The sequence below is a fragment of the Rhodanobacter lycopersici genome (assembly GCF_040812335.1).
Taxonomy (GTDB): Bacteria; Pseudomonadota; Gammaproteobacteria; order Xanthomonadales; family Rhodanobacteraceae; genus Rhodanobacter_A; species Rhodanobacter_A lycopersici.
This window is the reverse complement of the sequence record NZ_JBFOHK010000001.1, coordinates 914,863-940,563: the sequence shown is the minus strand read 5'-3', so window position 1 is coordinate 940,563 and position 25,701 is coordinate 914,863. Positions and strand designations below refer to the sequence as shown.

At 68.2% G+C, this 25,701-nt stretch carries 21 protein-coding genes; 8 read left to right on the top strand and 13 right to left on the bottom strand.

Going from position 1 to position 25,701, the window contains the following annotated elements:
• Positions 1-10: 10 nt before the first annotated feature.
• From ABQJ54_RS04225 to ABQJ54_RS04195, 7 genes are all read right to left on the bottom strand, one after another.
• Positions 11-610 (bottom strand): YdeI/OmpD-associated family protein, encoded by a 600-nt coding sequence (locus ABQJ54_RS04225; RefSeq protein ID WP_367853014.1) that lies wholly within the window; start codon positions 608-610, stop codon positions 11-13.
• Positions 611-619: 9 nt separating this feature from the next.
• Complete coding sequence (locus ABQJ54_RS04220; protein WP_367853013.1) at positions 620-1,108, bottom strand: GNAT family N-acetyltransferase; 489 nt, start codon at positions 1,106-1,108, stop codon at positions 620-622.
• The gene (locus tag ABQJ54_RS04215; protein WP_367853012.1) at positions 1,105-2,421 is read right to left on the bottom strand and encodes a metal-dependent hydrolase family protein; all 1,317 of its coding nucleotides are present in this window, start codon (positions 2,419-2,421) and stop codon (positions 1,105-1,107) included. Before ABQJ54_RS04215 ends, ABQJ54_RS04220 begins: the two co-directional genes overlap by 4 nt.
• 62 nt (positions 2,422-2,483) lie before the next feature.
• Positions 2,484-3,386 (bottom strand): hydroxymethylglutaryl-CoA lyase, encoded by a 903-nt coding sequence (locus ABQJ54_RS04210; RefSeq protein WP_367853011.1) that lies wholly within the window; start codon positions 3,384-3,386, stop codon positions 2,484-2,486.
• Between the two features lie 8 nt (positions 3,387-3,394).
• Entirely contained in the window at positions 3,395-4,108 is a 714-nt protein-coding gene (locus ABQJ54_RS04205) for an alanyl-tRNA editing protein (RefSeq protein WP_367853010.1), read from the bottom strand.
• Positions 4,109-4,126: 18 nt separating this feature from the next.
• On the bottom strand, positions 4,127-6,115 hold the full coding sequence (locus ABQJ54_RS04200) for an acetyl/propionyl/methylcrotonyl-CoA carboxylase subunit alpha (RefSeq protein ID WP_367853009.1): 1,989 nt from the start codon (positions 6,113-6,115) through the stop codon (positions 4,127-4,129).
• A 128-nt stretch (positions 6,116-6,243) separates the two neighbouring features.
• Positions 6,244-7,038, bottom strand: a complete 795-nt coding sequence (locus tag ABQJ54_RS04195; RefSeq protein ID WP_367853008.1) for an enoyl-CoA hydratase-related protein — start codon at positions 7,036-7,038, stop codon at positions 6,244-6,246.
• 124 nt (positions 7,039-7,162) lie between these two features.
• Between ABQJ54_RS04195 and ABQJ54_RS04190 the strand changes: the two genes are divergently transcribed.
• The 3 genes from ABQJ54_RS04190 to ABQJ54_RS04180 are packed head-to-tail and all read left to right on the top strand — an operon-like array spanning position 7,163 to position 9,596.
• Positions 7,163-7,408, top strand: a complete 246-nt coding sequence (locus ABQJ54_RS04190) for a FeoA family protein (protein WP_367853007.1) — start codon at positions 7,163-7,165, stop codon at positions 7,406-7,408.
• Entirely contained in the window at positions 7,405-9,243 is a 1,839-nt protein-coding gene (gene feoB / locus ABQJ54_RS04185) for a ferrous iron transporter B (protein ID WP_367853006.1), read from the top strand. The genes ABQJ54_RS04190 and feoB overlap by 4 nt, the downstream gene beginning before the upstream one ends.
• On the top strand, positions 9,240-9,596 hold the full coding sequence (locus ABQJ54_RS04180; protein ID WP_367853005.1) for a DUF6587 family protein: 357 nt from the start codon (positions 9,240-9,242) through the stop codon (positions 9,594-9,596). Before feoB ends, ABQJ54_RS04180 begins: the two co-directional genes overlap by 4 nt.
• Before the next feature lie 12 nt (positions 9,597-9,608).
• Here ABQJ54_RS04180 and ABQJ54_RS04175 read toward each other — a convergent pair whose 3' ends face one another.
• The 3 genes from ABQJ54_RS04175 to ABQJ54_RS04165 all read right to left on the bottom strand — a co-directional run bounded on the left by ABQJ54_RS04175 (position 9,609) and on the right by ABQJ54_RS04165 (position 12,972).
• A complete protein-coding gene (locus ABQJ54_RS04175; protein WP_367853004.1) occupies positions 9,609-11,216 on the bottom strand; it encodes a carboxyl transferase domain-containing protein in 1,608 nt (535 codons plus the stop codon).
• A 116-nt stretch (positions 11,217-11,332) separates the two neighbouring features.
• Positions 11,333-11,623, bottom strand: coding sequence for a hypothetical protein (locus tag ABQJ54_RS04170; protein WP_367853003.1), 291 nt, complete (start codon positions 11,621-11,623; stop codon positions 11,333-11,335).
• Between the two features lie 164 nt (positions 11,624-11,787).
• Entirely contained in the window at positions 11,788-12,972 is a 1,185-nt protein-coding gene (locus ABQJ54_RS04165) for a thiolase family protein (protein WP_367853002.1), read from the bottom strand.
• A gap of 235 nt (positions 12,973-13,207) precedes the next feature.
• Here ABQJ54_RS04165 and ABQJ54_RS04160 point away from each other — a divergent pair, with 235 nt between their 5' ends.
• The gene (locus tag ABQJ54_RS04160) at positions 13,208-15,985 is read left to right on the top strand and encodes a S8 family serine peptidase (RefSeq protein ID WP_367853001.1); all 2,778 of its coding nucleotides are present in this window, start codon (positions 13,208-13,210) and stop codon (positions 15,983-15,985) included.
• Positions 15,986-16,223: 238 nt separating this feature from the next.
• Here the strand turns inward: ABQJ54_RS04160 and ABQJ54_RS04155 are convergent, their stop codons facing one another.
• From ABQJ54_RS04155 to ABQJ54_RS04145, 3 genes are all read right to left on the bottom strand, one after another.
• Positions 16,224-17,039 (bottom strand): DeoR/GlpR family DNA-binding transcription regulator, encoded by an 816-nt coding sequence (locus ABQJ54_RS04155; protein ID WP_367853000.1) that lies wholly within the window; start codon positions 17,037-17,039, stop codon positions 16,224-16,226.
• The gene (locus tag ABQJ54_RS04150; RefSeq protein WP_367852999.1) at positions 17,036-18,262 is read right to left on the bottom strand and encodes an amidohydrolase family protein; all 1,227 of its coding nucleotides are present in this window, start codon (positions 18,260-18,262) and stop codon (positions 17,036-17,038) included. The genes ABQJ54_RS04155 and ABQJ54_RS04150 overlap by 4 nt, the downstream gene beginning before the upstream one ends.
• 167 nt (positions 18,263-18,429) lie before the next feature.
• The gene (locus tag ABQJ54_RS04145; RefSeq protein WP_367852998.1) at positions 18,430-19,347 is read right to left on the bottom strand and encodes a class I fructose-bisphosphate aldolase; all 918 of its coding nucleotides are present in this window, start codon (positions 19,345-19,347) and stop codon (positions 18,430-18,432) included.
• 56 nt (positions 19,348-19,403) lie between these two features.
• Here ABQJ54_RS04145 and ABQJ54_RS04140 point away from each other — a divergent pair, with 56 nt between their 5' ends.
• The 4 genes from ABQJ54_RS04140 (at position 19,404) to ABQJ54_RS04125 (ending at position 25,653) form a co-directional block, all read left to right on the top strand.
• Positions 19,404-20,645 (top strand): SIS domain-containing protein, encoded by a 1,242-nt coding sequence (locus tag ABQJ54_RS04140; protein WP_367852997.1) that lies wholly within the window; start codon positions 19,404-19,406, stop codon positions 20,643-20,645.
• On the top strand, positions 20,642-21,568 hold the full coding sequence (locus ABQJ54_RS04135; protein ID WP_367852996.1) for a carbohydrate kinase family protein: 927 nt from the start codon (positions 20,642-20,644) through the stop codon (positions 21,566-21,568). Before ABQJ54_RS04140 ends, ABQJ54_RS04135 begins: the two co-directional genes overlap by 4 nt.
• Positions 21,565-22,497, top strand: a complete 933-nt coding sequence (locus ABQJ54_RS04130; RefSeq protein WP_367852995.1) for a 1-phosphofructokinase family hexose kinase — start codon at positions 21,565-21,567, stop codon at positions 22,495-22,497. The genes ABQJ54_RS04135 and ABQJ54_RS04130 overlap by 4 nt, the downstream gene beginning before the upstream one ends.
• A 129-nt stretch (positions 22,498-22,626) precedes the next feature.
• Positions 22,627-25,653: a TonB-dependent receptor gene (locus tag ABQJ54_RS04125; RefSeq protein WP_367852994.1), complete on the top strand. Its 3,027-nt coding sequence runs from the start codon at positions 22,627-22,629 to the stop codon at positions 25,651-25,653.
• Positions 25,654-25,701 lie beyond the last annotated feature (48 nt).

Here is a 25,701-nt window from a genome sequence, read left to right as displayed (position 1 = left end):
ATGTCGGCCTTCACTTCTGGTATTTCCAGTTGCGCCGCTTGCCCTCGGCCAGCCATTCCAGCGTGGTGGCGATGCGCTTCTGGCGGGTGGCGTCGGTCTTGGCTTCGCCAATCCAGTCGGTGTACTCGCGCCGTGCGCCGGGCGGGAAGCCTGCCCAGGTCCTGCGCGCGGCAGCGTGCTGCCGTTTCGCGAGCAGCGCGGCGAGATCCTCGGGCGGCACCGGCGGCGGCTTGCTGCCTGCTCTGGGGCGCAGGTGCTTCACGCCGGCCTCGTTCAGGGCCATCGCCTTGCGGAGCAGGGCGGCCAGTTCCTGCTTCGGGGGCAGGTCCTTCAGCGCGGCGAGCTTGCCGAACTGGCCCATGCCGTCTCCATCGTTGCCGCCGGTGACTTCCTTCGACAGCCAGAAACCGAAGCTGCAGTGCTGCTTGAACGCGGCCATGTGGCACATCGGTGCGTCCTTGTAGCTGAAGAACGGCATGCCCCACTTGATGCCTTCCTCTACGCCAGGGCAGGTGACATGCACGATGGCACGCAGCTGTTCGAGGATCGGCTGGGCGAATTCGGCGGACCGGGCGATGTAGGCGTCGACGCGCGGGTCATGCTTGCTCATGGCATCGCCTCACAGTTCACGGATGAACCAGCGGTCGCAGCCGTGGTGGCCGGTGCCGCCCATCGGGGCGCAGATCGGCGCGAAGCCGTTGCGCCGGTACAGCGCCTGCGCTGCATCCATACCGGTGAGTGTTTCCAGATAGCAGCGACGGAAGCCGTGTGCGCGTGCTGCATCGAGGCAGCGCTGCATCATTGCCGTACCGGCGCCGATGCCACGTGCTTGCGGCAGGAAGTACATCTTGCGCAACTCGCACACGTCCGGTTCGCTGTCCGCCAGCGGCGCCACGCCGCCGCCGCCGACCACCACGCCATCGCGTTCGACCACGAAGTAGCTGCAGCGCGGCTGCGCGTAGGCCGCGCACATCGCATCCACCTCGGCATCGTGGATCGCGAAGCCGGGGCCGTCGGCGCCGAACTCGGGCATCACCGCGCGGATGATCGCGGCGACCGCCGCGTCGTCGCGCGGTTCGATGGGACGGATCAGGAAGGCATCGGTCATGGCGTACCTGCGGGCGTGCGGTACACCACGCCGTCTTTCATCACGAACACCGGGTGTGCGAGATCGCCGATGTGCGTGCTCGGATCGCCCGTGAAAGCGACGAGGTCGGCGCGCAGGCCGGACGCGACGCGGCCGAATACGGCCTGCTGGCGCAGGATGCGCGCGGCCACGTCGGTGGCGGCATGCAGCGCCTGCACGGGTGTCATGCCGTCGGCCACCATTGCAGCCGGCTCGCGCCAGTTCTCGCCGTGCGCGTACACGCCCACGTCGCTGCCGTTGCCGATGGTCACGCCCACCTTGAGCGCGGTGCGGAAGGCACGCGCGGATTCCTGCATGGCCGGCGTGGGCGCCGACTGCCCGGGCACATAGTGCTGGAAGTATTCCGATACGGCTTCCACCGCGGTGAGCGTGGGCTCGTAGGCCACGCCCTTCTGTTTCATCAGGCGGAAGGTGGCTTCGCTGGCGCCGTAGCCATGCTCGACGGTATCCACGCCGCCCTCCACCGCGTTGCGCACGCCGTCCGCGCTGGCCGCATGCGCGGCGACCGGGCGGCCGATCTGGTGGGCCGCCGCCACGATGGCCTTGATCTCGGCCGGGGACAGGGTGGGCATGGTCTCGCCGTGGTCGCCCACACGGTAGTCGGCGTACAGCTTGATCCAGTCCGCCCCGCGCGCCGCCTGCTCGCGCACGGCCGCCACGGCGGCATCCACACCAGTCACCGGCTGCGCGCCCTGCGGCAGGTCCAGGTCAGGCCGGAAGCCGCGCGGTCCCGGCCCGTAGCTGGCGGTGGCGACGATGGCGCGGGTGGCGACGAACATGCGCGGTCCGGGAATCAGTCCTTCCTCGATGGCGCGCTTGATCGACACGTCGGCGAAGCCGGCGCCTTCGGTACCCAGGTCGCGCAGTGCGGTGAAGCCGGCCAGCAGCGTGGCCTTGGCGTGCGCGGTGGCTTCCAGCGTGCGGTAGGCCAGCGGCTCGGTGAGCACCTGGTCGTTCCAGGATGTCTCGTTGTACGGATGCAGGAACAGGTGCGAATGCAGGTCGACCAGGCCGGGTGTGAGGGTGGCACCCGGCAATTCGACGCGCTGTGCATCGGCGGGTGCCTGGATGCTGGCGCGCGGGCCGACCGCGGCGATCACACCGTCGTGCACCAGCACGGCCCAGCCGGCGTGCGCGGCGTCGCCATCGGCGGTCCATACCCTGTCGGGTAGCAGCAGCCAGTCGCCCTTGGGTGTGGTCGCAGCAGCGGCCACGGAGCACAGTAGGAGCAGCAGGAGGGCTGCCGTCCACCGGATCATCGGGCTTGTGCGCATCGTTCGTCCCCTGGCCAATCAAGACGCCGATGATAGCGAGCGCGCCAGAGATTGCGGGAAGGTCAGCCGGCGGCCGTGCGCGCCCGGGTGACGCGGCTGGCGGTGTCCTTGTGCAATTGCGCGGACAGCCAAGCGCCGGTGGCGACCAGAAGGTCTAGGTCGACACCGGTCTGCATGCCCATGCCATGCAGCATGTAGGCCACGTCCTCGCTGGCCACGTTGCCGGTGGCGCCCTTGGCGTACGGGCAGCCGCCGGTGCCGGAGACCGCGCTGTCCACCACGCGCACGCCTTCCTCGAGGCAGGCGAGGATGTTCGCCAGTGCCTGGCCGTAGGTGTCGTGGAAATGCACGGCCAGCGCGGCCATCGGCACCTCCTGTGCCACCGCGTGCAGCATCGCGCGCGCCTTGCCCGGCGTCCCCACGCCGATGGTGTCGCCCAGCGAGATCTCGTGGCAGCCCAGTTCGTGCAGACGCCGGGCAACGCGCACCACGTCGCGCACCGGCACCTCGCCCTGGTAGGGGCAGCCGAGCACGGTGGAGACGTAGCCGCGCACCGCCACGCCGTCGGCCTTCGCCTGCTCCAGCACCGGCACGAAGCGTTCGATGGATTCGTCGATGGAGGCGTTGATGTTCTTGCGGTTGAATGCCTCGCTGGCGGCGGTGAACACGGCGACCGCGCTGGCGCCCACTTCGCGGGCACGTTCGTAACCCTGCAGGTTCGGCACCAGCACCGGATAGCTCACGCCCGGCACCTTGCGGATGCCGGTGAACACCGCGGCCGCGTCGGCGAGCTGCGGCACCCATTTCGGGCTGACGAAGCTGGTGGCCTCGATGGTCTCGAGGCCGGTGGAGGAGAGCCGGTCGATCAGCGCGATCTTCACCTCGGCCGGCAGCAGGGTCTTCTCGTTCTGCAGACCATCGCGGGCGCCGACTTCGACGATGCGCACGTGCTTGTCAGTGTTCATGGTTCGGCTCAATCCGCGAAAGTCACGGCCACGCGCTTGTTGTGGCTGCCCTTGTTCTCGATCTTGCTCACGCGCAGCGCGCCGATCTCGCCGGTGCGTGCCACGTGGGTGCCCCCGCAAGGCTGCAGGTCGACACCCGCTATCTCCACCAGCCGGATCTGCGGCAGGTGCAGCGGCGGGGTGACCGACATGGTGCGGATCAGTTCCGGCTGCGCGGCCAGTTCGGCGCCGCTGATGTGGCTGATGTGCAGTGGCGCGTCGGCGGCCACCAGGCGCTGCAGGCCTGCGGTGAGTTCGTCGGCATCGAGCGTGATCTCCAGGCCGCTGAGGTCGAAGTCCAGCCGGCCGCCATGGTCGGTGAGGTTGCCGCCGGTGACGCCGGCCTTGATCAGCGAGCCGAGCAGGTGCAGGCCGGTATGCATGCGCATGTGTCGATGGCGGCGTGCCCAGTCCAGCATCAGGGTGACGGTCGTGCCCGGAGCCAGCATCGGCGCGTCGGCGGGAAGCTGGTGCAGGATCTCGCGCGTCTCGCGGTCGCGGCGGGTGTCGAGGACGGGCCAGGCGCGGCCATCGGCCAGGCGCAGCGTGCCGGTGTCGCCCGGCTGGCCGCCGCCGACCGGGTAGCAGACGGTGTCGGCCAGCACCAGGCCGGCTTCGTCGTGGCGCAATACCTGCGTCTCGCACTCGCGCAGGTAGGGATCGCTGTAGAACAGTTCGGCCACGACAACCTCCTCGCTGGATCAGCTGGCGAAGCGCACCAGGATGGCGTCGGCCTCGACGAAGTCGCCTTGCGCGGCCGACACGCTCTCGATGGTGCCGGCGCGCGGGGCCTTCAAGGCCAGTTCCATCTTCATGGCTTCCATCACCAGCAGTTCCTGGCCTTCCTCGACGCTGTCGCCGGACCTGGCCTTCACCAGCACGATGCGACCTGGCATGGGCGCGATGATTTGGTTGCCGCCGGCGGCATCCTTCGATGCCCAGGCGTAGGCGGCGGCGCGGTCGAGGCGCCAGCGGCGGCCGGTGGCGTCGTGCAGCAGCACGCGATGCGCGTTGGTGCGCAGGTCGAAGCGTTCGGCTTCGTCGTCGAAGCGGGCACTGAGCGCAGCGTCACCCAGGCGTGCGCCGTGCACTTCGCAAACGCTGTCGCCGTGGTGCAGCCGGTAGTCGCCGGCATGGCCGTGGGCTTCGATCTCGAAACGGGCCTCCCCGCGCGTGAACGCGACGACGCGTTTGCCGGCATGTCCCACGCGCCAGGCATCGGCGCGAGCCCAGGGCGAGTGCGGATCGGCGGGATTTGCCGTCACGTGCGTCTCGTCGTGCAGCAGCGCCGCGGTGGCGGCGGCGAACAGCGTGCGTGCGTCAGGTTCGCTGTGCCCGGTGACGAATTCGTCGAGATGGCGGTCCAGGTAGCCGGTGTCGATGCGCGCCTCGACGACGGTCGGATGCCGCGCCAACCGTTCGAGGAAGGCGATGTTGGACTTCGGACCCTCGATCTCGCATTCGGCCAGTGCCTCGCGCAGGCGCTCGAGGGCTTGCGGGCGATCCTCGTCCCACACGATCAGCTTGGCGATCATCGGGTCGTAGAAAATCGTCACTGTGTCGCCCTGCACCACGCCGCCGTCGAGGCGTACGTGGCGCGAAGTCGCTGGCAGGCGCAGCGTCTGCAGCTTGCCGGAGCCGGGCAGGAAGTTCTGTTCGGGATCCTCCGCGTACAGGCGCACCTCGATGGCGTGGCCGTGCGAGGTCACCTGTTCCTGCGCAAGCGGCAGCGCTTTGCCGTCGGCGACGTGCAACTGCCATTCCACCAGATCCACGCCATGGGTGAGTTCGGTGACGGGGTGCTCCACCTGCAGGCGGGTGTTCATTTCCATGAAGTGGAAATCGCCCGCGGGGCCCACGATGAACTCCACCGTGCCTGCGCCCACGTAATTCACCGCGCGCGCGGCGGCCACCGCGGCGGCGCCCATCGCTGCTCGCGTTTCGTTCGTGAGGAAGGGCGAGGGCGTTTCTTCCAGCACCTTCTGGTAGCGGCGCTGCGCCGAGCATTCGCGCTCACCGAGGTGGATCACGTGGCCGTGGCGGTCGCCGAACACCTGGAATTCGATGTGGCGTGGCTGCTCGATATAGCGTTCCAGCAGCATCGAGGCATCGCCGAACGCGGCCTGCGCCACGCGTTGCGCGGTAGCCAGCGCCTCGGGGAACTCCGCGTCGCTGCGCACGATCTGCATGCCCTTGCCGCCGCCGCCCGCCGAGGGCTTGATGATCAGCGGGTAGCCGATCTTGTGCGCCTGTTCGGCAAGGAAGGCATTGTCCTGGTTGTCGCCGTCGTAGCCGGGCACCAGCGGCACGTCGTGTCTGGCCATCAGCTGCTTGGCGGCGGCCTTGGAGCCCATCGCCTCGATGCTTTCGGGATCGGGGCCGATGAACACGATGCCGGCTTCCTGGCAGGCGCGCGAGAAGGCGGTGTTTTCGGAGAGGAAACCGTAGCCGGGATGGATCGCCTGCGCGCCGCTCTTTTTCGCGGCATCGAGGATGGCGTCGATGCGCAGATAGGAATCGGCCGGGCGCGGTCCGCCGATCGGCCAGGCCTCGTCGGCGAGGCGCACGTGCCGGGCGTCGCGGTCCGCTTCCGAGTACACCGCGATGCTGCGGATGCCGAGCCGGCGGCAGGTGCGGATCACGCGGCAGGCGATCTCGCCGCGGTTGGCGATCAGTACGCGTTCGAACATGCGGGATCCTTGCGATCGGCCGGGGTTTGCCAAGCCCATAAAACTAGCAGATCACGCGTCGCGAACTGAGGCGCGGCGCAGCATGGCAGTCGCCTGCCGGGGCGCGACGAGTCGCGCAGGGAGCGTGATCAGCGTGCGGCGATCCATGCCGGTGCGCGCTTGTCGAGGAAGGCGGAGAGCCCTTCCTGACCCTCCGGCGACACGCGCAGGCGGGCGATCAGCGCGGCGTTGTCGTGGTCGATGCGCGCGGCGGCGGTTTCATCGAGGCCGCCCATGCGGAAGGCCAGCTGCTTGGCCTCGCGCTGCGCCTCGGGCCCGGCCTTGGCGAGCAGCCTGAGCGCAAAGTCGACGGCGTCATCCAGTGCCTCGGGTGCGACCACCTGGTGCAGCAGGCCGATGCGCTGCGCCTCGGCAGCGTCGAACACCTCGCCGGTGAGGAACAGCCTGCGCGCCTGGCGCAGGCCGATCGCGGCGACCACATAGGGCGAGATCACCGCGGGCACCAGGCCCAGCTTCACTTCGGTGAGGCCGAACTTCGTGCCGTCCGCACCGATCGCGATGTCGCAGCAGGCGACCAGGCCCACGCCGCCACCATAGGCCGCGCCATTGACGCGGGCGAGGGTGGGTTTGGGGCAGAACTGCAGGCTGCGCATCAGCCGCGCCAGGCGCAGCGAGTCGTCGCGGTTCTCCTGCTCGCCGGCCTTGGCCATGCCGCGCATCCAGTTCAGGTCCGCACCGGCGGAGAAGCTGGCGCCGCTGCCGGTAAGCACGACGGCGCGCACGGCCGGATCGCGGCCGGCCGCCTCGACGGCGGCGGCGAGTTCGGCGACCAGCGCGTCGTCGAAGGCGTTGTGCACCTCGGGGCGATGCATGGCGAGCGTGCGCACGCCGGCATGGTCGGTGGTCAGTACGGCAGAGGTCATCGACGTATCCCGCAGGGTAAAGGCCATCATCTTAAATCGTCGCGCAACGCTCCCCGGGTGGCGCTGCAGCAAACGCGAAATGTGGTTACAATGCGAACCATTCTTATTTGTAGCCGGATCTGCCGTGCGCCTGTCCGATTTGCCGAAGGGTATTTCCGCCGTGGTGGATCGCGTGGACGATGCCCACGCGGACGACCCGATCGCGCAACGCCTGCGCGACCTCGGTTTCGTCGACGGCGAGGCGGTGCGGGTGGCGGCGGTGGCGCCGATGGGCGGCGATCCGCTGCTGATCCAGATCGGCTTCACCCGCTTTGCCCTGCGCCGCGCCGAGGCGGACCGGGTCAGCGTGCGCTCCGCGGTGGCGGCATGAGCGCCGACGCGCTGCGCATCGCCCTGGTCGGCAATCCGAACTGCGGCAAGACCGCGCTGTTCAACCTGCTTACCGGCGGTCGGCAGAAGGTGGCGAACTACGCCGGCGTCACCATCGAGCGCAAGGAGGGGCGTTTCCTGGCGCCGTCCGGGCGCATGCTGCAGATCCTCGACCTGCCCGGTGCCTACAGCTTCGACACGGTCAGCCCCGACGAGCAGATCACCCGCGACGTGCTGGAGGGCAACTACCCCGGCGAGGCGCCGCCCGACCTGATCGTCTGCGTGGCCGACGCCACCAACCTGCGCCTGCACCTGCGCTTCCTGCTGGAGGTACGGCGGCTGGGCCGCCCCGTGGTGCTGGCGCTGAACATGATGGATGCGGCACGCCGGCGCGGCATCGTGATCGACGTGCCGGAGCTGTCGCGCCGGTTGGGCCTGCCGGTGGTGGAAACCGTCGCGGTGCGGCGCGGCGGCGCGCAGGCGCTGGTCGAGCGCGTGGACGGCGAGCTGCCGCTGCCCATCCCGGCGCAGGCCGACGACCCGGCCAGTCGCGCGAACCTGCATGCCGAGGTACGCGAACTGCTTGCCGCCACCGTGAGCATGCCGCGCCAGACCGCGGAACTGGACGACGCACTGGACCGCTGGGCGCTGCATCCGGTGTTCGGCCTCGCCATCCTCGCGGTGGTGATGTTCCTGGTGTTCCAGGCGGTCTATGCCGCCGGCAAGCCGATGAGCGACCTGATCGGCGACGGTTTCGGCTGGCTGGGCGGGCATCTGGCGACATGGTTGCCGGCGGGTCCGCTGCAGGGCCTGGTGACCGACGGCCTCTGCGGCGGCCTGGGCACGGTGCTGGGCTTCCTGCCCGAAATCCTGGTGCTGTTCTTCTTCATCCTCACGCTGGAGGAGTCGGGTTACCTGCCGCGCGCGGCCTTCCTGCTCGACCGCATGATGGTGGCTGTGGGCTTGACCGGACGCTCGTTCATCCCGTTGCTCTCCAGCTTCGCCTGCGCGATTCCCGGCATCATGGGCACGCGCTCGATCACCGATCCGCGCGACCGCCTCGCCACGATCCTGGTGGCGCCGCTGATGACCTGCTCGGCGCGGCTGCCGGTGTATGCACTGCTGATCGCCGCCTTCATCCCCTCGCGAACCGTGCTCGGCATGTTCAACCTGCAGGGCCTGGTGCTGTTCGCGCTGTATGCGGCCGGCATCGCCGGTGCGATGCTGGTGGGTTGGGTGATGAAGCGCATCCGCCGCGACCGCAGCGAGCATGCGCTGCTGATGGAGCTGCCTTCGTATCGCCTGCCCAAGGTGCGCGACGTGGCAATCGGCCTGTACGAGCGCAGCATGATCTTCCTGAAGCGGCTGACCGGCGTGATCCTGGCCCTGACCGTGCTGATGTGGGCCTTGTCCAGCTTTCCCGCACCGCCGGCGGGCGCCAGCGGGCCGGCGATCGACTACAGCTTCGCCGGTCATCTCGGCCGCGTCTTCGCGCACATCTTCGCGCCGATCGGCTTCAACTGGCAGATGAGCCTGGCGCTGATCCCGGCCTTCGCCGCGCGCGAGACCGCGGTGGCCGCACTGGCCACGGTGTATGCGGTAGGCGGCGAAACCGCCGCCGGCCTCGGTCCGGCGCTGGCTTCACATATCTCGCTGGCCAGCGCGCTGTCGCTGCTGGTGTGGTTCGCCTACGCGCCGCAGTGCATGTCCACGCTGGCGATCATCAAGCGCGAGACCGCTTCGTGGCGCAACGTGGCGATCTCGTTCGGCTACATGTTCGTGATGGCCTATGTGGCCTCGTTCCTTACCTACCAGATCGCGAGCGCATTGGCATGAGCACCGGCCTGCTGATCCAGTACATCGTGCTCGGCCTGGTCGTGGCGGCCAGCGTGCTGGTGGTATTCCGCAAGCTGGCGCCGCAGCTCACCAACCGTTGGCTGGCAGCAGCTTCGATCCGCCTCGCGCGTCGACGCGATTCGCACCTCGCCCAGGTGCTCAGCCGCCGCCTGCAGCCGAAGCAGGCTACCGGCAACTGTGCCGACGGCTGCGCCACCTGCGGTGCCTGCGGTTCGAAGAAGCCGGCCGCCGCCGCGCCCGCTCCCGCCGCCTCGCGTGGCCCGGGCGCCTCCGGTCACGCGCGCATGGCGGTGGAGCCGATGCCGCTGCATTTCCGGCCGCGTTCGCGCTAGCCGTACCCCGTCCTACATCCGGAACACGCCATAGCGCTGCGGCTCGATCGGCGCATTCATCGACGCGGAGATTGCCAGTCCCAGCACGCGACGCGTGTCGGCCGGATCGATGATGCCGTCGTCCCACAGGCGGGCACTGGCATAGTAGGGATGGCCCTGGCGCTCGTACTGCTCGCGGATCGGTGCCTTGAAGGTTTCTTCTTCTTCGGTGCTCCACGACTTGCCGCTGGCTTCGATGCCGTCGCGCTTCACCGTGGCGAGCACCGATGCGGCCTGTTCGCCGCCCATCACGCTGATGCGCGCGTTCGGCCACATCCACAGGAACCTTGCGCCGTAGGCGCGGCCGCACATCGCGTAGTTGCCGGCGCCGAAGCTGCCGCCGATCACCACGGTGAACTTGGGCACGTGCGAGCAGGCTACCGCGGTGACCATCTTGGCGCCGTCCTTGGCGATGCCGGCCTGTTCGTACTTCTTGCCTACCATGAAGCCGGTGATGTTCTGCAGGAACACCAGCGGCACGTTGCGCTGGTTGCACAGCTCGATGAAGTGCGCGCCCTTGAGCGCGCTCTCGGCGAACAGGATGCCGTTGTTGGCGACGATGCCCACGGGGTAGCCGTGGATATGCGCGAAGCCCGTGACCAGGGTCTTGCCGTAGCGCGCCTTGAACTCGTGGAACTCCGAGCCGTCGACGATGCGCGCGATCACTTCGCGGATGTCGAACGGGCGGCGGGTGTCCTCGGGGATCACTCCATACAGTTCCTCGGCCGGATACTTCGGCTCCAGCGGTTCGCGCAGCGCCAGCGGCATGTCCTTCCTGCGGTTGAGGCTGGCCACGATGTCGCGCGCGATGCTCAATGCATGCGCGTCGTTCTCGGCGTAGTGGTCGGCCACGCCCGAAATGGAGGTATGGACATCCGCGCCGCCCAGCGTCTCGGCGTCGACCACTTCGCCGGTGGCGGCCTTCACCAGCGGCGGGCCGCCGAGGAAGATCGTGCCTTGTTCGCGCACGATGATGGTCTCGTCGCTCATCGCCGGCACGTAGGCGCCGCCGGCAGTGCAACTGCCCATCACCACGGCGATCTGCGGAATGCCCAGGCCGGACATGCGTGCCTGGTTGTAGAAGATGCGGCCGAAGTGTTCCTTGTCCGGGAATACCTCGTCCTGCAGTGGCAGGAAGGCGCCGCCGGAATCGACCAGGTAGACGCAGGGCAGGCGGTTTTCCAGTGCCACTTCCTGCGCGCGCAGGTGTTTCTTCACCGTCATCGGGAAATAGGTGCCGCCCTTTACCGTGGCGTCGTTGGCGACCACCACCACCTCGGTGCCGCGTACCCGGCCGATGCCGGTGATGATGCCGGCAGCCGGCGCCGCATCGTCGTACATGCCGTGCGCGGCCAGCGGCGACAGCTCCAGGAACGGCGAGCCGGGGTCGAGCAGGGCGCGGATGCGCTCACGCGGCAGCAGCTTGCCACGGGCGACGTGCTTCTCGCGGGCCTTGGCGCCACCACCTTCGGCGCTATGTGCCAGTTCGCGCTGCAGATCTTCGGTCACGGCACGCAGCCGCACGCTGCTGGCCTGGAACTCGGGGGAACGCGGATCGATCTGCGAGACGATGACACTCATGTGCGGCTGCCGTCGAGATGAAACCGTGGATGATACCGGTTGCGTCGCGATGGCGAAAAACACACACAAAAAAACGGCCGCTACTCGCGGCCGTTTTCGAACCACTAAGGCGTGGATCAGTGACCCTTCATCGCGCCCTTCGCGGTGCTGGCAGCAGCCGGAGCGGCGGCGGTGGAAGCCGGGGCGGCGGCGGGAGCAGCAGGAGCAGCAGCGGTGGAAGCCGGAGCAGCCGCAGGAGCGGCGGTGGTGGCGGCCGGAGCAGCGGCAGCCTTCTGGGCCTGGTCAGCGGACTGCTGCGCCTGGTCAGCAGACTGCTGGGCGTTCTGCGCGGAATCCTGCGCGCCGTTGCTGCAAGCCGCCAGCAGCGCGACGAGCGCGGAGGCGAGTAGGGTACGCGTAAACTTCATGGTGGATCTCCTTTGCCGTGGAATGCCGTTTGGCCGTGTATTAATACCGCTTTCCAGTGTCGTGCGCCATATCTTTCGGTGTACCGCTTCAGGCTCTGTTGAAAGCCGGTTCAACGCATTTTCAGCGGGTCAGTATCAAGACGCGGCCGTTATGGCCACGTGATTCAATCCAGGCACTCCACCGCGATCGCCGTGGCTTCGCCGCCGCCGATGCACAGGCTGGCGATGCCGCGCTTGAGGCCGCGGGTCTTAAGGGCATTGAGCAGGGTCACCACCAGGCGGGCACCGCTGGCCCCGATCGGGTGGCCCAGGGCGCAGGCGCCGCCGTTGACGTTGAGCTTGGCGTGCGGAATCCCGAGTTCCTTGATGGGTGCCATGGCCACCACCGCAAACGCCTCGTTGACCTCGAACAGGTCGACGTCGCTGACTTTCCAGCCGGCTTTCTCCAGCACTTTCTGGATCGCACCCACCGGGGCGGTGGTGAACCATTCCGGCTCCTGCGAGTGGGTGGCGTGCGCCACGATGCGGGCCAGTGGCTTGAGGCCGCGCGCCTTGGCATCGTCGGCCGACAGCAGCACCACGGCCGCGGCACCGTCGGAGATGCTGGACGAGCTGGCGGCGGTGATGGTGCCGTTCTCCTTGCGGAAGGCAGGCTTCAGCGTGGGGATCTTGCCGATGTCGGAACGGCCGGGCTGCTCGTCGGTGTCCACCACCACGTCGCCCTTGCGGCCGGCCACGGTGACCGGAACGATCTCGCCGGCGAAGGCACCGGACTGTTGCGCCGCCAGGGCGCGCTTCACCGATTCCGTCGCGAACGCGTCCTGGTCCTCGCGGCTGAAGTGGTACTTGTCGGCGCACAGCTCGCCGAACACGCCCATGGCCTTGCCGTCATAGGGGTTGGTGAGGCCGTCCCAGGCCATGTGGTCGACCAGCTTGCCGTCGCCGTAGCGGATGCCGGTGCGGGCCTGCACCATGTGCGGCGCGTTGGTCATCGACTCCATGCCGCCGGCCACCACGACCGCCGCCGAGCCGGCCTTGATCAGGTCATGGCCGAGCATGATCGCCTTCATGCCCGAGCCGCACACCTTGTTGATGGTAGTGCAGCCGGCGGCCGGCGGCAGGCCGGCTTCCAGCGAAGCCTGGCGGGCCGGTGCCTGGCCGAGGTTGGCCGGCAGCACGCAGCCCATGATCACCTCGCCGACGTCGGCGGCGCCCACGCCGGATTGCTCCAGCGCGGCGCGGATCGCCGTGGCACCCAGCTTCGGCGTGGGTACGCCGGTGAACTGGCCGAGGAAGGAGCCGATGGCAGTGCGCTTGGCACCGGCGATGACAACGCTGACGTCCGACATGGGGATCTCCGCAGAACACGAATGGCGCGTGGCGCCGGGGAAGCAACCCGTGGATTATCGCAGCCGATGGCGCAGTGCGGCAAACCGGCTGGATGGGCGCGCAGGGCCTTGCAATCGCCTCTGGCGCGGTCGGCGCTGTGCCACACTGCGCTTCCACCGGAACCGCGTCGGCGGGCGTTGCCAGGGCGACGGTATCTCGAGGTGGCAGGCGTATCCAGGGAGCAGGGGAGAGGTCATGAAACCGCATGGGGAATCGGCCGCGCGCGGCCTGCGTTGTTGCCGGCTGGCGGGTGCCGTCGGCCTGGCCCTGAGTCTGACTGCCTGCGGGGGCGGCGGAGGCGGCAACGTCAAGCCGACGCCCACGGCACCGGCGTCGTCCTCGACCGCACCGCCGACACCGCCATCGGATGCTCAACTGTCGATCACCAATACCTACCTCGCCCACGACCAGGGTTACACCGGCGCGGGCGTGACCATCGGGGTGGTGGACAGCGGCATCATGTCGAGCAACCCGACCGTGGCCGGGCGGGTGCAGAAGGAGCTGATCTACGTCGACCCGACCCAGAACAACACCAGCATCCAGGACGTGGTCGGCCACGGCACCTGGGTTTCGGAGATTGCCGCCGGCACGCCGTTCGGAAAATTTGCCGGTGGCATCGCGCCGGGTGCCGACCTGGTCTCGGCGCGGATCATTTCGGACAACGCCCCGGATGACAACGGCTCCACGGCGCCCTCGCAGGTCACCACCACCGATGCGCAGTTCTTCGGCCAGGTCAATACGGACCTGATCAACGCCGGTGTCAAGGTGATGAACAATTCCTGGGGCGGCATCACCTGGGATACCACCAACACCACCATCAACCAGGCCTTCGACCAGGCCTACAGCCCGTTCGTGAACCAGCAGGGCGGCCTGGTGGTATTCGCTGCCGGCAACGATTCCGGGGCCAACCCCAGCACCATCGCGACCCTGCCCAATGTGGCGCCCGACCTCGCCAAGGGCTGGCTGGTGGCGGTGGCGGTCAACAGCAACAACCCCACCCAGCTGGAAGGCTATTCGAACAAGTGCGGTGCGGCGATGAACTATTGCCTGGCCGCGCCGGGCGACGTGATCGTGCTGGACAAGAACACCACCGCCAGCACCACCAACCCTTCCTATTACATCGTCGAGGGCACCTCGTTCGCTGCGCCGCAGGTATCCGGCGCGGCGGCGCTGGTATGGCAGGCCTATCCGTACTTCAGCAACGACCTGGTGCGGCAGACCCTGCTTGGCACTGCCGACCCGCTCGGCGGCTCGCAACCCAACCCCACCTATGGCTACGGCGAGCTGGACGTGGGCCGCGCGGTGAACGGACCGATGCAGTTCAACTGGGGCGACGTCACCGTCAGTTTCAGCGGCAGCTCGAACTGGAACAACCCGATCTCCGGCGCGGGCGGCCTGATCAAACAGGGCACGGGCACGCTCAACCTTACCCAGCCATCGACTTACACTGGCCTCACCCAGGTGCAAGGGGGCACCTTGAGCGCCAAGTCCCTGGCTGGCGCGGTCACGGTGGCCAGCGGCGGTACGTTGGCGGTCCCTGCAGGCAGCAATCTCGCCGTGGGCGGCAACTACGTGCAGGCAGCCGGCGGCACGCTGGCGGTATCGCTGGGTTCAACGTTGAATGTGGCCGGCACGGCCTCGATCGCCGGCAACGTGCTGGTGACCGGTACCAACGCGGGCTACACGATGAACTCGCACACCACCGTGCTTACTGCCCAGCAGGGACTCACCGGCACGTTTGCCTCTCCAGTGCAGCAGACCTCGAACGTGCTGGTCACCGCCACGTTCGGTTACGACGCCAACAGCGCCTGGCTCAATGTGAGCAAGGTGAGTGTGAGTGCGGTGCAGGGCACCAGCTACAGCGTCGCCTCCTATGCTGCGGCACAGCGTGTGGACGCGGCCTTCGGGCAGATCGACGCGCAATTGGCCGGCGCCGCGGCGAGCGGCTCGCCGGTGGCCAGCAGTTTCGTCGCCGGCGCGGCCACCCTGCAGCAGACGGCGACGCTGGCCAACCTGCAGCAATCGCTGGAAAGCCTCTCCGGCCAGTTGCACGCGGCCAGCGCGGCGATGACCTTCGAGGCGATCGACGCCGGCACGCGCGCCCTGACCAGCCACTTCGACCAGCTGCTGTCCGCGCCGCAGCAGCCGATCGGGGCATGGGTACAGAGCCTGGGCTACCAGGGCACCATGTCGCGCAGCGGATACAGCAACGTGGCCTACGACCTCAACGGCTGGATGGTGGGGCAGGACTTCCGCGTGGACGGCAGCGGCGTGGCCGGTTTTGCGCTGAGCGGCACCCGGGGCCTGGGCCGACTGACCGAAAGCGCGGACCAGGGTTACAGCCGTGCCGTGGAGGGCATGCTCTACGGCGGCACGATGCGCGGCAACTGGTATGCGATGGGTCGCTTCGGCTTCGGCGACTACCAGGAAACCATGCAGCGCCAGGTGCAACTGGGTGGCCAGTTCACCGGCGTGGGCAGCGACGACAGCGGCCGTTATGGCGTGGCCTACGGCGAGAGCGGCTATCGCATGATGCTGGGCGATACCCGAGTCACGCCCTACGCGAGCCTGGAATACGCGCAGATCCAGCGCAACGGCTTCGACGAAACGGGCGGCGACGGCTTCGGCCTGAAAGCCGATGCGCTCACCACCGCGCGCTGGCAGGCGGGTGTGGGCCTGCGCGCCAGCCGCAACTGGCAGCTCGGGCGCGCCGGCAACCTCAGCCTGCAGGGGCAACTGGCGTGGCAGCAGTCCTTCGGGCTGCGCGGCGAGGTGTTCGATGCCAGCTTCACCGGCGTGAACCAGTGGGCGCCACTGGGCGGCATCGGCCTGGCGCGCTACGGCGGCCTGGCCGGCGCCACGCTCAACTGGAGCATGAACCCGCACAGCAGCCTCGCGCTCGACTGCGAGCAGTACTTCGGCCAGGGCCAGCAGGCGACGATGGCGATGCTCAACTACAGGTGGACGTTCTGATACGGATGGCGACGGCGCGTTGCATGCGCCGCCGCCGTACGCCCAGAGCCTGTTTACGATCCCCCGCAGCCCGGGCCGGGTAGGAGCGCACCCTGTGCGCGATCGCTCTGGGGCTGATCGGAGCAAAAGCCTTCGCGTACAGGGTGCGCCCCTCCGTTTGGCATCCGCCCGTTGCGTTGCCACCGTGTGGTAGCCGCGACAAGGCAACGCAGGTCTTGCGGAGATCGTAGACAGGCGCTCAGACCAGCTCGACCTGCACCCCGGCGTTGCGCAGCGCCTCGACGAGCTCGGCCGGCGCGCTGTTGTCGCTGATCACCTTGTGCAGCTGGCGCACCGGCGCGATCACCGACAGGCTGCGCTGGCCCAGCTTGCTGGCGTCCAGCACGGCCACGGTCTGCCGCGCCACCCGGATCATCAGCGCGTTGAGCGCGGACTCCAGCGGGTCGGGCGTGGTCACGCCCACTTCGGGATCGAGGCCGTCCACGCCGAGGAACAACCGGTCGGCCGACAGCTTGGCCAGCGCCTGCTCCGCATCGGGACCGACCAGCGAGTAGGAGGTCTGGCGCAGCAGGCCGCCGAGCATCATCACGCGGACGTGCGGCATGCCCGACAGTTCCAGCGCGATGTTCAGCGCATTGGTGATCACGGTGAGCGATTCGAACTTGCGCTGGCGGATCTGCCGCGCGATCTCCACCGTGGTGGAGCCGGAGTCGAGGATGATCGTCTCGCCGTCGCGGATCATCGCCGCCGCCGCCTGGCCGATGCGCAGCTTCTGCGCGTGGCGGCGGGTTTCCTTGATGTTGAGCGGGATGTCGCTGCTGACCGGCATCACCGGCAGTGCGCCGCCGTGCGAGCGCACGATGGCCGAGGCGTTCGCCAGCGCCTCGAGGTCGGCGCGGATGGTGACGGCGGAAGTGTCGAACTTCTTCGCCAGTTCCTCCACCGTGGCGCGGCCGTGTTCCTCCACGTGCTCCACGATCAGGCGGCGGCGCTCGCCGAGCAGCAGGCGCTGGCGGGGTCTGGCGGCGGGCTTGGCGGTCTGTGTTTTGCTCATGCGGGCAGAATATGCAGGAGTCGGGCGGCGTTGTCATGATAGACCTTGCGCAGCACGGCGTCCGGCAGATTCAGCCCGTAGATCGACCAGCGCCCCTGCGGCGGGACCGGGGCGGGGGCATAGTCGAAGTATTCGTCCTCGGTTTCGAGGAAGCGATAGTAGATTTCGTACAGTTCGTCGCCGAACAGCTGCTGGGGCACGTCGTCGCCCCAGGGTGAGGGCACCGCGTCGGTGCCGAACAGGATGCGATCCTGGTAGCGGTCGAAGAAGCGCTGGGCGATGCGCGGCTGGCGGCCCAGCTCGCCGATGCGCGCGCTGATGTCCACCAGGGTGTTCGGGAAGCGCGCCAGGCAGGCCTCGACGGCGGCCAGGTTCTCGGCGTTGTTGCCCACGTGCAGCAGCACGAAGGTGGTGTCCGGGTGGCGCGCGATCATGCGGTTGCGCGCGTCGATCAGTTCCTGGTGGCTGGGGAACTCCGGGCCGTAGAACGACCAGTCCGGGTGGTTGGCCAGCTCCTCGTAGCGCTCGTTCCCGCCGTCGGTGGGCAGGAAGAACGCCTCCGGGTCGGAAACGTGCAGAAAAACTGGCATGTCCAGGCTCGCACAGGCTTCCCACATCGGGTCGAAGCGGCGGTCGTCCACGCCCACCAACGGACCTTCGTCGACGCGTTCGCGCAGGTACAGGCCCAGCGTCTTCAGCAGCTTCAGCCCGCGTGCGCCCGCGCGTTTGGCGTGCGCGATCGCGTCGGCCTGGCGCTGCGGGTAGTCCGGCTCGGGGAACAGCGCGAACGAAGGCTCGGTGAGGGTGAGGAAGCGGCCCGGCGCGGCGCGGTCGAACAGGCGGATGCTTTCCTCCAGCCCCTTGCCCACGCCGCCGGTGAGGTTCACCAGGGTGCGCACGCCCTTGCGGTCCATCACCGGCAACAGCGCTTCCGGGGTGGTGAACACGGTGATCTCTTCCCCGACCGACACGCCGTTGCGCACGCTCTTCGACCAGGTGAGGTGGGCGTGCACGTCGATCACCGGGAAGCGCGGCCGTTCGATGTGCGTCTGCGGCACGCGCAGCATGCTGCGCGGCTTGAAATCCTTCAGCTTGAGCTCGCCCTTGCTGGCGTCGCGTGCGGTCTGCAGCGGGTTCTTGCCGCTGGCCTCGATGCGCACGGTGCCGGCGCCGGTGGGCGGGGCGCAGCAGAGGCAGGATTTCTGGTGCTGCTTCAGCTTCAATCGAATAACTCGCTTCTTGCGTTCGCCTCCTCTCCCCGCCGGGGAGAGGATTGAGGTGAGGGGTGGGTGCTCGCGGAGATCTTCGATCAAAGCTCGCGCGGAAGCCATCTCATCGCAAACGTGGCCCCTCACCCCAGCCCTCTCCCCGGAGGGGAGAGGGAGTCAAGCTAGCGCGGGTGCTTCGCCATGATGTCGTGTACCTGGCGCACCAGGTTCACCGCCTGGTCGAACGGGCGCAGCCACATGTTGCGGCCGAACATCACGCCGTTCGCGCCGCTCTGCATGTAGTGCTCCACCTTGCGCAGCACCGCCGCGTCGTCGTCGTTCTTCTCGCCGCCGGAGAACAGCACCATCGTGCGGCCGGCCGAGCGCACCACGCGGGCGCAGCGGGCGGCGGAGTCTTCCTGCAGCTTGTCGTAGGGCGCCGGCACGTTGGCCACGCTGTCGTTCGGCTCGTGCAGCTTCACGATGTCCGCACCCAGCTCCAGCGCCACGCGCGCGGCGTAGTCCTGCGCGTACAGCGTGTTGGTGCCGCCCTTGGCGTTGACCGCGCTGCCACGCGGGTAGGACCACAGTACCAGCGGCATGCCGTAGCGCTCGCAGTCGCGGCGCACCTGTTCGAACTGGCGGAATTCGTCGTGCTGGCGCGGCGAGCCCACGTACATGGTGTAGCCCACCGCATCGGCGCCCAGGCGCACCGCGTCCTCCACCGAAGCGAACAGCGGCGAGGTGGCCTCGGCGTCGCTGGGGATGTTGGTCTTGCCGTTGAGCTTGAGGATCAGCGGCACGCGGCCGGCGTACTCGCGCATGTACTTCTCGGCCAGGCCGATGCCCAGCGCGATGGCAGAAAAGCCGCCGGCCGCGGCGAGTTCGAACTGGTACGACGGATCCACGGCCGGCGGATGGGGAAAGAAGTCGGTGGGGCCATGTTCCAGGCCCTGGTCCAGCGGCAGCACCAGCAGGCTGCCGTTGCGCGGACCGGAGCCGTACAGCAGGCGCCACAGGCGGGCCCGCTTGCCCTGCGACAGCGACAGCTGCGAAAACTTTTCGGAAGCTTGCGAAGGTACTTGTAAGTTCTGTTTCATTTCGAATACGCTGGTCTGGTGGGCGAATGGCTTCACATTCGAACGAAATGAGTCAAATGTCAATACTTAGAAATAAAACGAAAGAATTCGACAGTTTTGCCGCGCTGGCGGCGGCAAAACCGGAGGCGCAACGCGAGCGCGGCTATGCCGACACCTTGCGCGAGATCCTGCAACAGCCGGCGACCTGGCAGGCCACGGCCGCGCTGCTGCGCGAACCGTCGGTACAGGCGCAACTGCAGGCCGTGCTGACGCCGCGGCCGGCGCAAGTCGTGCTGACCGGTTCGGGCAGCTCGATCTATGCCGGCGAGTGCATCGCGCCCGACCTGCAGCAGGCGCTGGGTGTGCCGGTGCAGGCGATCGCCGCGGGCACCCTGCTCACGCACTGGCGTCGTGCGCTGCCGCCGGGCGGTGGCCTGCTGATCTCGATCGCGCGTTCGGGCGACAGCCCGGAAAGCGCCGGCGTGGTGGATCAGCTCCTGGCCGGCGCGCCGGACTGGCGCCATCTCGCCATCACCTGCAATGCGAGCGGCAAGCTGGCCACGCAGTACGGTGCTGAATCGCGCTACCGCACGCTGGTGCTGGACGAGCGCACCAACGACCGCAGCCTGGTGATGACCAGCAGCTTCACCAACCTGGTGCTGGCCGGCAGCGGGCTCGGCGGCCGCGCCGACGAGGCCGGCTGGCCGGATGGCGTGCGGCGCCTCGCCGACTGCGTGCAGCGCGTGTTCGACACCCAGGCCGATGCGCTGGCGTCGGTGGCATACGACGGCTTCGACCAGGCGGTGTACCTCGGCAGCAACGGCGCGCTGGGCGCCGCGCGCGAGGCGGCGCTGAAGATGCTGGAGATGACCGGTGGCCGTGTGCGTACGATGGCCGAGACCTTCCTCGGCCTGCGCCATGGCCCGATGTCCAGCCTCGGCGAAAACACCCTGGTGGTGGCCTTCCTTTCGCCCGACCCGGCAGTGCGTGCCTACGAGTACGACCTGCTGCGCGAACTCTCCCGCAAGCAGCTGGGCATGGTGCGCGTGCTGGTGGGCGAGGGCATTGCCGACGATGTGATCGGCGCGCAGGACGTGGCGGTGGATCTGCAGGGCCTGCAGGCCAGCGACGACGCGCTGCCGCTCATCGCCGACGTGGTGGTGGGCCAGTCGCTGGCGTTCTTCCGCTGCCTGGCCCTGGGCGGCAGGCCGGACGCGCCTGCCCAGGGCGTGCTTACCCGCGTGGTCGAGTCGTTCGCGCTGCATGCCGCGGGTGGCCCATCCGGGCGGCCCGAAAAAGGCGAGGAGAGCGTCGCGTGAAACGCATCCTCGTCGCCGGCGAACTCAACGTCGACCTGGTGTTCCGGGACTGCCAGGCGTTTCCCGCGCCGGGGCGCGAGGTGCTGGCCGAGGACGCCCTGGTCGTGCCGGGCAGTTCCTCGATGATCTGCGCGATGGGGCTGGCGCGGCTGGGCAATCCGGTGGCCTTCGCCGGCAAGGTGGGCGTGGACGGCTGGGGCGGCTTCTGCGTGTCGGCGCTGCAAGGCGCCGGCGTCGACGTGACCGCGGTGCGGCGCGATTCCAGCCTGCGCACCGGCATCACCGCCTCGTTCTCCACCAGCACCGATCGGGCGCTGGTTACCTTCGCCGGCGCGATCGGCGCGCTGCGCGCCGGGGACATCGATGACGCACTGCTGGGCAAGGCCGATCACCTGCACGTGTCTTCCTATTACCTGCAGAGCGCCTTGCGCCCGGAGCTCAAGTCGCTGTTCGCGCGGGCGAGCGCGCTCGGGCTGGGCACCTCGCTCGATCCGGGCTTCGATCCCGAGCAGCGCTGGGGCAACGAATGGCCCTGCCTGCTTGCCGAGGTCGACCTGTTCCTGCCCAACGACGTCGAACTCGCCGGCCTCAGTGGTTGCGAGTCGGTACTTGATGGCCTGCAGGCGCTGGACAACGGCCGCACCCGCATCGTGGTGAAGCGTGGCCGGCACGGCTGCGCCACGCTGGACGGTAGCGGCCGGTTGCTCGAGTCGCCGGCTTTCGCGGTGGACGCAGTGGACAGCACCGGCGCCGGCGACTCCTTCGATGCCGGCTTCCTGCATGCGTGGCTGCGCGGCCTGCCGCTGGTCGACGCCATGCGCTGGGGCAACGCCTGCGGCGCGCTCTCCACGCGCGGCGTGGGCGGCACGGCGCGGCAGGCCGATGCGGCCGAGGCGAAGGCGCTGCTGGAAGCAGCGCCATGATCACCGTGGCCGGCTTCAACACCGCGATCGACCACCTGATGCGGGTGGACACGCTGCATCTGGGCGAGGTCAACCGCACGCTGCACGAGCAGGTGCTGCCGGGTGGCAAGGGCCTGCACGTGGCGCAGACCGTCGCCGCGCTGGGCGAGCCGGTGCAGCTGATCGGCCTGATCGATGCGGCGCACCGCAACCTCACCGCACGGCGCATGAGCGAGCGCGGCGTGCTGTTCCACGGCGTCGAGATCGATGCGCCGCTGCGCCACTGCATCGCGTTGCAGAACGCGGTCGGGCAGATCACCGAAGTGCTGGGGCAGGGGCCGCAACTGGGCGAACGCGACCGCGCGGCACTGCATCGCGCGTTCCGCCGCGCACTGGCGGAGAGCGACTTGGTGGTCCTGTCCGGCAGCCTGCCGCGCGGGCTGGCTGCCGATACCTATGCCGAACTGGCGCAGCAGGTGCACGCAGCAGGCAAGCGTTGCCTCGTCGACGCCAGTGGCGAAGTGTTGCGGCAGGCGGTATCGGCGCAGCCGTTCCTGCTGAAGCCGAACCGCGACGAGGCCGAGGCGCTGTTCGGCCGCACCGTCGGCGATCTCGATGCCGCCGTCGGCGCGCTGCGGGAGCTGTCCGCTCGTGGCGTGGCGATGCCGGTACTGAGCCTGGGCGCGCTGGGTGCGGTGGGCATGGACGGGAGCGGTGTATGGCACGCCGCGGTCGAGCTCGAGCAGGTACGCAACACCGTGGGCTCGGGTGATTGCTTCCTGGCCGGCATGGCCGTGGCGATCAGGCGTGGTGAGCCGCTGCGCGAGGCCTTGCGCCTGGCAGTGGCCTGCGGTGCCGCCAACGCGATGGATGTGGAGACCGGTTATGTACGTCCGGATCAGGTCGAGGCGTTGCTCGACCGGGTCCAAGTGAGGGAATGGACACGCTGAGCGCAGGCGGAGCCAGCCAGCTTGCCGATGAGGATGAGCCGTCGGCGTTTGAACAGTTAGCGAGGCGCGGGGAGTGCAGCGGCTCGCGGCTATCCACCTAATGAAGCGATCCAGCAAGAGGGGCAATCCATGAAATCCGGCAGAAGCGTTTCGCTCAGACAGACCAGCCTGGCATCGGCGTTGGGTCTGCTTCTGGCATCAACGGCCGCCTACGGCCAGTCAACCACCAGCAGCATTTTCGGCCGCGTGCCGGCGCAGGCCGGCGAGAGCGTGACGGTCAGCAACGGCTCGGGCCTGACGCGCACCGTCGGCATCGACAGCCAGGGCCGGTACAACGCCAACCAGTTGCCCGTCGGCACGTACACGGTGAGCCTGATGCGCGACGGCCAGGTCATCCAGCAGCGCGCCAATGTGCTGCTGAAGGTAGGCGTCGGTTCGGAGGTCTCCTTCAGCGAGGAAGCGCCCGCGGGCGGCGCGACGAACGCAAAACAGCTGTCGGGCGTGAGCGTGACGGCCAACGCATTGCCGCCGATCGACGTCAGTTCGGTGGACTCGCGCACGGTGCTCACCGCCGACCAGCTGGCCAAGCTGCCGCTGGGGCATACCGCGGAAGCGGTCGCGCTGCTGGCGCCGGCGGCCAATTTCGGCGCGGGCGGCGCGGCCAGCACCACGGGCGAGCCGCTGATCAGCTTCGGCGGCTCGTCGTCCACGGAGAATGCGTACTACCTCAACGGCTTCAACACCACCGATCCCAACAACGCGGAAGGCGGCATCACCCTGCCGTACGGCTCGATCGACCAGGAAGAGGTCTACACCGGCGGCTACAGCGCGCAGTACGGCCGCAGCGACGGTGGCGTGATCAACATGATCGGCAAGAGCGGCACCAACGAGTGGCATTTCGGCGGGCAGTACCTCTACGAGCCGTCGTCGATGGTGGGCAGCCAGGACAACGTCTACTACGCGAACGGCCTGCCGCCGTCGCCCGTGGCCGGCCGATTGTACCAGCCCAACAGCAAGAACGACTACTGGTCGTCGGTGTACGACCTCTACGTCGGCGGCCCGATCATCAAGGACAAGCTGTTCTTCTTCGCCTCGGCGGAAATGACCAACACGCAGGGCAACACGGTCAACAGCGTCGAGACCGGCACCGACTCGCACTACAAGAACAAGCTGCCCAAGTGGTACGCCAAGGTGAACTGGAACATCACCGACAACAACCTGCTGGAGCTGACGGGTGCGTCGGAGAAGAGCGAAGACACCGGCACCGTCTACAACTACGACTACAACAACCTCACCGACGCGGGCTTCAAGTCCTACGCCAACGACACCAAGCACGGCGGCGACCTGTGGCTGGCGAAGTACACCAGCTACATCACGGACAAGCTGACCCTCACTGCCATGTACGGCAGCATGAAGACGCGCAGCTACAGCGAGAACCCCGCCTACGACCCGAGCGAGACCTACATCGCCGGCTACACGTACCAGAATCCGGCACTGAACGGCGGCACGCCGATCACCAACAACCAGAACGTCAGCGAAATCACCAACCCGGGCCAGAATTTCGTGACGACCAACCTGCGGGTGGCGTTGACCTATACGCTGGGCGACCACACGATCACCGCGGGTATCGACAACCTGCGCACGGCGGCCAGGGAGCAGGACGAGCTGACCTCCGGACCGGGCTACTACTGGGACTACGCCCAGACGAATACCCCGAACCAGCCGCAGGTTCCCGCCCTCGGCGTGGGCGCCATCGGCGATTACCCCAACGGGGCCAGCGGCTATTTCGTCACCAAGAACATCTTCAACCAGGGCGGCAACCTGTTCTCCACCGAGCGCGCCGAGTACATCGAGGACCAGTGGCAGTTCAACGACCGCCTGCTGCTCTCCATCGGCCTGCGCGACGACGGTTTCACCAACACCAATGCCAGCGCCATGGCCTACATGCGGCAGACCAAGCCGCAGTGGGCGCCACGCCTGGGCTTCAGCTGGGACGTGTTCGGCGACAGCTCGCTCAAGGTGTTCGGCAACGCCGGCCGCTACTACCTCGGCTCGCCGATCGCCCCGGGCGACCCCGCCAACGGCTACACCTCCACCTCGCAGTACTACACCTACGGCGGCATTGCAGCCAACGGCACACCTACCGGCCTGACCCAGGTCTCGGTGCCCGTGTCGGCGGACGGCGCCTACGGCCAGACGCCCGACCCGCGCACCATGACGGCGACCAGCCTCAAGGCCGAGGACCAGGACGAGTTCATGCTGGGCTTCCAGAAGACCGCCGGCCCGAACTGGGTCTATGGCGCCAAGCTCACCCGCCGCATCCTGCGCCACGTGATCGACGACTACTGCGATGCGGCGGCCGTCGTTGCCAAGGCGGCCACGGAAGGCATCACCGACGTCAACAACGCCACCTGCTACTACATCAACCCGGGCGAGGCCAACACCTTCGCGGTGCAGGATCCGAACGGCGTGTTCCACAGCGTGACGCTGTCCAACGCCGACATGCAGTTCCCGCATGCCGTGCGCCGCTACTACGGCCTGGACACCTTCCTGGAGCATCCGTTCGACGGCAAGTGGTACGCCAGGATCAGCTACACCTTCTCGCGCAGCTACGGCAACAGCGAAGGCGAGGGCCAGTCCGACATCAAGGCCATCGGCGGTACGCAGAACGTGGACTGGGACTTCCCGCCGCTGATGGTCTATGCCGACGGCCCGCAGGGCAACGACCACACGAACGTGATCAAGGCCTACGGTTACTACGCGATCACGCCCGAGTGGCTGGTGTCGGCCAACCTCAACCTGACCTCGGGTGGACCGAAGTACTGCCTCGGCTACTACGGCCCCAATGGCACCGACCCGGTCGGCTACGGTTCGCTCTACCATTGGTGCAACGGCCAGCCGTCGCCGCCGGGTGCGAATGGGCGTCTGCCCTGGATGAAAGAGCTTGACCTGGGCATCCATTACCGCCCGGCGTTCGCCGACCACAAGCTCTCCTTCAGCGTGGACGTGTTCAACGTGTTCAACGGCCAGGTGCCGCTCAACCTGTCGCCCGAGCTCAACACGACCAGCAGCAGCACGTACAGCGCGCTCTACGGCACGCCGCTGGTGCTGCAGCAGCCGCGCTACGTGCGGTTCGGTGTCACCTACGACTACTGACGTCTGCAACAACCCGCGCCGCCCGGTCGTACCGGGCGGCGTTTTACT